The sequence below is a fragment of the Arthrobacter sp. HMWF013 genome, from assembly GCF_003061105.1.
In the GTDB taxonomy this organism is placed as follows: domain Bacteria; phylum Actinomycetota; class Actinomycetes; order Actinomycetales; family Micrococcaceae; genus Arthrobacter.
In genome coordinates this window covers 1-5,376 of record NZ_QAIQ01000525.1, presented here as the reverse complement: position 1 = coordinate 5,376, position 5,376 = coordinate 1, and the positions used below count along the sequence as shown (strand labels likewise).

Annotated in this window: 4 protein-coding genes and 1 pseudogene; all 5 read right to left on the bottom strand. The window is 65.9% G+C overall.

From position 1 onward, the window contains the following. Window positions 1-193, bottom strand: a pseudogene (locus DBR22_RS23960) (aspartate aminotransferase family protein); the annotation flags it as partial. 55 nt (window positions 194-248) lie between these two features. Further along, complete coding sequence (locus DBR22_RS18310) at window positions 249-1,043, bottom strand: sulfite exporter TauE/SafE family protein (RefSeq protein ID WP_108600187.1); 795 nt, start codon at window positions 1,041-1,043, stop codon at window positions 249-251. 9 nt (window positions 1,044-1,052) lie between these two features. Then, entirely contained in the window at window positions 1,053-2,861 is a 1,809-nt protein-coding gene (locus DBR22_RS18305) for a proline--tRNA ligase (RefSeq protein ID WP_108600186.1), read from the bottom strand. Window positions 2,862-3,257: 396 nt separating this feature from the next. After that, window positions 3,258-4,148 carry a GNAT family N-acetyltransferase gene (locus DBR22_RS18300; protein WP_108600188.1) on the bottom strand — a complete coding sequence of 297 codons (891 nt, stop codon included), beginning with the start codon at window positions 4,146-4,148 and terminating at the stop codon, window positions 3,258-3,260. After that, window positions 4,111-5,277, bottom strand: coding sequence for a flavodoxin-dependent (E)-4-hydroxy-3-methylbut-2-enyl-diphosphate synthase (gene ispG / locus DBR22_RS18295; protein WP_108600185.1), 1,167 nt, complete (start codon window positions 5,275-5,277; stop codon window positions 4,111-4,113). The genes DBR22_RS18300 and ispG overlap by 38 nt, the downstream gene beginning before the upstream one ends. Between the last annotated feature and the right edge of the window lie 99 nt (window positions 5,278-5,376).

Here is a 5,376-nt window from a genome sequence, read left to right as displayed (position 1 = left end):
TGTCCGCAAGGTACTCCACCACGGCCGCTGCCGGCATGCCCTGTTCGGGGAGGGGTCCGCCAAAGTCCGCTGCGAGGTCGTGGGCGTTTTTCAATGGTCCTACGTGCCGTTCCGGCAAGCTCGCCAGCCACTCTTTGGCCCGGGCCGCCGCAACGGACAGTGCTTCCGAATAAGGTTCCCCACCTGCGGACATACCAGCATGGTACGCCCGGGGGCAGCGGCCTGCGAGGGGCTCCGGCCGTGACGGGTCAGGCGAAGTTTTCGGCCCAGACGTCGTAGCCCAGTTTGATGATCAGTGAGCCCACCACCAGCAGGAAGACGACCCGGACGAAGCTGCTTCCCTGCTTTACGGCCGTCCGCGCCCCCAGGTACCCGCCGGCCATGTTGGCGAGGCCAAGCATGAGGCCAACACCCCACAGCAGCGAACCGTGCGGCAGGAAAAACAGCAGCGCCCCGGCGTTGGTTGCCATGTTCACGATCTTGGCCTTGGCGCTGGCCTCCAGGAAGGCGTAACCCATGGCCGAGACGAGCGCGATGATGAGGAAGGAGCCGGTACCCGGGCCGATGAGGCCGTCATAGAAACCGATCACCGCCCCGATCAGGCACGCCACGACGTAATGTGTGTGACCATCGTGGCGCAGCACGGTGAGGTCACCGACGTTCGGTTTGAGGGCGGTAAAGAGTGCGACGGCGACCAGCGCGACTACGATGATCGGTTTGAAGACACTGGCCGGCAAGGTGGCTGCCAGCACCGCCCCGCCGAAACTGCCGGCCAGGGCTATGACCGCCATGGGAATGGCTGTGCGGAGGTCCGGCTTCACCCGTCCGTAGTAGGTCACGGCACTGGTGGTGGTGCCGAAAATTGACCCCATCTTGTTGGTGGCCAGCGCCTGGACCGGCGTGATTCCAGGCACCAGCAGCAGGGCGGGAAGCTGGATCAGCCCGCCCCCGCCCACCACGGCGTCCACCCAACCGGCGGCAAATCCAGCTACCACAATCAGGATGATCGTGGTGAGCTGGATGGACTCGAACCCCGAGATCACCGCCGCGGGTCAGCCGCGGACGGCGGTGACCACGTAGTCAACAGCCTTGTCCACAGGCACGTTTTCCGCTTCGCCGCTGCGGCGGTCCTTGATCTCCACCACACCGTCCACCAGGCCCCTGCCAACGGCCAGGATGGTGGGGACCCCCACCAGTTCAGCATCGCCGAACTTCACACCCGGGGAAACCTTGGGACGGTCATCGTAGATGACGTCCAGGCCCGCGGCTTCAAGATCCAGCGCCAGCTTCTCGGCGGCGGCAAAGATCTCCTCGCCGCGGCCGACCGCTACGACGTGGACATCGGCCGGCGCGACGGCGCGGGGCCAGACAAGGCCCTTGTCGTCGTGGTTCGACTCTGCCAGGGCGGCCACGGCGCGGGTAACGCCCACACCGTAGGAGCCCATGGTGACCACCACCTGTTTGCCGTTCTGGTCAAGGACCTTCAGCTCCAGCGCCTCGGCGTACTTGCGGCCGAGCTGGAAGATGTGGCCCATCTCGATGCCGCGCGCGATTTCCAGCGGTCCCGAGCCGTCCGGGGCGGGATCGCCCTCGCGGACATCGGTGCATTCGATGATGCCGTCCCAGCCGAAGTCGCGGCCGGCCACGAGGCCGAACACGTGCTTGCCGGCCTCGTTGGCGCCGGTGACCCATGCCGTGCCGCTGACAACGCGGGGATCGACCAGGTACAGCAGCTTGGTGGCGCTCTCATTGCCGAGGAGCGGTTCAGCCAGTGACAGACCCGGGCCCAGGTAGCCCTTGACGATCAGGGGCTGCTTCTTGAGGTCGTCGTCGTTGGCTGCTTCCAGCCCGATCTCGCCGGCAATCGGCAGGTAGCGCCCGATGTTGGCTTCCACGCGCTTCAGGTCCACTCCGCGGTCGCCCGGCAGGCCGATGACAACCAGTTGGCGTTCACCAGTGGGCAGGGTGACGGCGAGGACCACGTTCTTGAGGGTGTCGGCGCCGGTCCAGGCGCCGCCGTCGGCCTCTGACCGGGGAGCGATCTCATTTGCCGCCGCCACAAGAGTCTCAATGGTGGGGGTGTCCGGGGTGTCCAGGACCTCCGCAGCCGGGGCAGCGGTGAAGTCGATGTCCGCCGGGACCACCGTGGTGACGGCCTCGACGTTCGCTGCGTAACCGCCCGCGGACCGTACGAAGGTGTCCTCGCCGACCTCGGTGGGGTGAAGGAATTCCTCGCTCTTGGAACCGCCCATGGCGCCGGCCGTAGCGGCGACGGGAATGACTTCCAGGCCCAGGCGGTCAAAGATGCGGATGTAGGCGGCGCGGTGTGCTGCGTAGCTGGCGTCCAGGCCGGCGTCATCCACGTCGAAGGAGTAGGAATCCTTCATGATGAACTCGCGGCCGCGCAACAGGCCCGCCCGCGGGCGCGCCTCGTCGCGGTACTTGTTCTGGATCTGGTAGAGGCTCAGGGGCAGGTCCTTGTAGGAGGAGTACAGGTCCTTGACCAGGAGCGTGAACATTTCCTCGTGCGTCGGGGCCAGCAGGTAGTCGGCACCCTTGCGGTCCTGGAGCCGGAACAGGCCCTCGCCATACTCGGTCCACCGGTTGGTGGCCTCATAGGGCTCGCGCGGCAGCAACGCCGGGAAGTGGACTTCCTGGGCGCCGATGGCTGCCATTTCCTCGCGGATGACGGCTTCGACCTTGCGGAGCACGCTGAGCCCCAGCGGCAGCCAGGTGTAGATGCCGGGCGCTGCGCGCCGGATGTAGCCGGCCCGCACCAGGAGCCGGTGGCTGGCCACCTCGGCGTCGACGGGATCTTCGCGCAGGGTGCGCAGGAAAAGCTGGGACAGTCTTGTGACCACGGGCGGGTATCCGTTTCTGGGGAATGGCTGCTGGAAAGCAGAGCCGGGCAATTCGTCTGGGTACTAATCTACCGGCAAGCAACGCCGATGCCCGCGAGACCATGAGGGGCCGCATTTCGGTAGGGGATGTCCCTGGTCCGGGACAGCGAAGAGCCACGCCCGGGCTGCAAAGCCCCTGGCCCCCAAATCGGGCTGGTCATTGCGGCCGGGCGTGGCTCTTCTTGCCGTTTACGCCGTTGATAACTGGTGAGGACTGGTGAGACCGCCCAACCACTCCAGCGCAGCTAATCCGAACCTATGTGATAGCTGACACGTTGACAAGGGTTTTCCCAGGTGAAGTTGGTGGCGGGACCATCAGTGGCTGACGCGGTTGACCGGACGCCGTGGCTGCGTGCGCTAGAAGAGAACAGTCGCGAAGGTGCCCACCTGGCGGAAGCCAACACGTTCGTAGGTGGACCGTGCCCGGAGGTTGAACCCGTTCACATACAGGCTGGTCACCGGAGCGAGCTTCCTTGCGTGCTCCACCACTGCTGCCATGTAGCCGGCGCTCAGCCCCTGGCCGCGGTAACCCGGGTTCATCCAGACGCCCTGGATCTGTGTGACGTCCGCCGTGACTGCGCCCAGCTCGGCCTTGAAGACCACTTCGCCTGTGCCGTTGACGTGTGCCAATGAGTGGCCCTGCCGTATGAGGCCTTCAACGCGGCGGCTGTAGAACTCCTTGCCGCCAAGGAAGGGCGAGTAGCCCACCTCTTCCTCGAACATGGCCGCGCAGGCCGGGAGGATCCTGTCGAAGTCGGCCAGCCGGCCCAGGGCGAGGTCCGTATTGGGTTCCACGGCGGGCGGGTGGTCAAGGGTCATGAGCGGCTGCTCGTCCCGCACTTCGTGGGCTGTGTGCCCGAGCCCTGCCAGCTCAGCATGGAGTGCAAGGACCTGCTCGGCGGGCCCGAATGCCGAGGCGAAGCGGCGTCCGGAACTGCTCGCCGCGGCGGCAACGAGCCCTGCGAAGCCAGGATCGAGCTCCACCGGAACCAGGTTGGCTCCGGTCCAGCAGGCACCCACCAGGATGCCGTCGTCGAAGACGCCCAGGACGGCAGCCCCGCCGCTGGTGGGCGCCGCCGTGCCTACGGACCTGAGGTGGGCCAGAATGAAGACATTGGCCACCGGGTCCTGTTGCGCAAGGTATCGGAGGGCAGGGGTGTCAGCGCCGGACAGGGCGCGGACGGAAATCCCCGCTTCTGCGGTGCCCGGCTTATGAGACGCTAACCACGGGGCTACCCTTGACAGCATCTTCGCCATCGGCCTCCCCCATTTCTTCAGCTATGCGCATGGCCTCTTCGATCAGTGTCTCAACAATCTCGCTTTCAGGCACGGTCTTGATGACTTCGCCCTTCACAAATATCTGGCCCTTGCCGTTGCCGGAGGCCACGCCAAGATCAGCTTCGCGGGCTTCCCCTGGCCCGTTGACCACGCAGCCCATGACGGCAACGCGCAGCGGGATCTCCATCCCCTCCAGGCCGGCGGTGACCTGCTCGGCCAGCGTGTAGACGTCCACCTGGGCGCGGCCGCAGGAGGGACAGGATACGATTTCGAGCTTGCGGGGGCGCAGGTTCAGCGACTGGAGAATCTGGTTGCCCACCTTGATTTCCTCCACGGGCGGGGCTGACAGCGAGACGCGGATGGTGTCGCCGATGCCCCGCGAGAGAAGCGCCCCGAAGGCAGTGGCGGACTTGATGGTGCCCTGGAACGCCGGCCCGGCCTCGGTCACACCCAGGTGCAGCGGCCAGTCGCCCTGTTCGGCGAGCATTTCGTAGGCGGCCACCATAATGACGGGGTCATTGTGCTTGACCGAAATCTTGAAGTCGTTGAAGCCGTGTTCCTCGAACAGGGATGCTTCCCACACGGCGGATTCCACCAGCGCTTCCGGGGTGGCCTTGCCGTACTTCTTGAGGATGCCCGGCTCCAGCGACCCTGCGTTGATACCGATCCGGATCGAGGTGCCGTGGTCCTTCGCCGCGCGGGCGATCTCCTTGACCTGGTCATCGAATTTGCGGATGTTGCCCGGGTTCACGCGCACTGCCGCGCAGCCGGCCTCGATGGCCGCGAACACGTACTTGGGCTGGAAGTGGATATCGGCGATGACGGGGATCTGGGATTTCCGGGCGATGATCGGCAGCGCCTCGGCATCATCGGCAGACGGGCAGGCAACGCGCACGATGTCGCAGCCGGAGGCGGTGAGTTCCGCAATCTGCTGGAGGGTGGCGTTGATGTCCGTGGTGGGCGTGGTGGTCATGGACTGCACGCTGATGGGCGAGTCCGAGCCGACTCCGACCGAGCCCACTTTGATCTGGCGCGTCTTGCGGCGGGGGGCGAGGACGGGCGGCGGTGCTGACGGCATTCCCAGGCTGACCGAGGTCACGTGGACTCCTTGGGTAGGTGTGTTCGGGGGTGAAAGTGGTCCGAAGGAATCAGGACGCGTGAGCGGCGAGGATGCCGATCACGGGAGTCCATTCAGTGC

Bases quoted from the DNA above. Each gene is read 5' to 3' on its own strand.
- DBR22_RS18300 (WP_108600188.1), bottom strand. From the start codon at position 4,148: ATGCTGTCAAGGGTAGCCCCGTGGTTAGCGTCTCATAAGCCGGGCACC.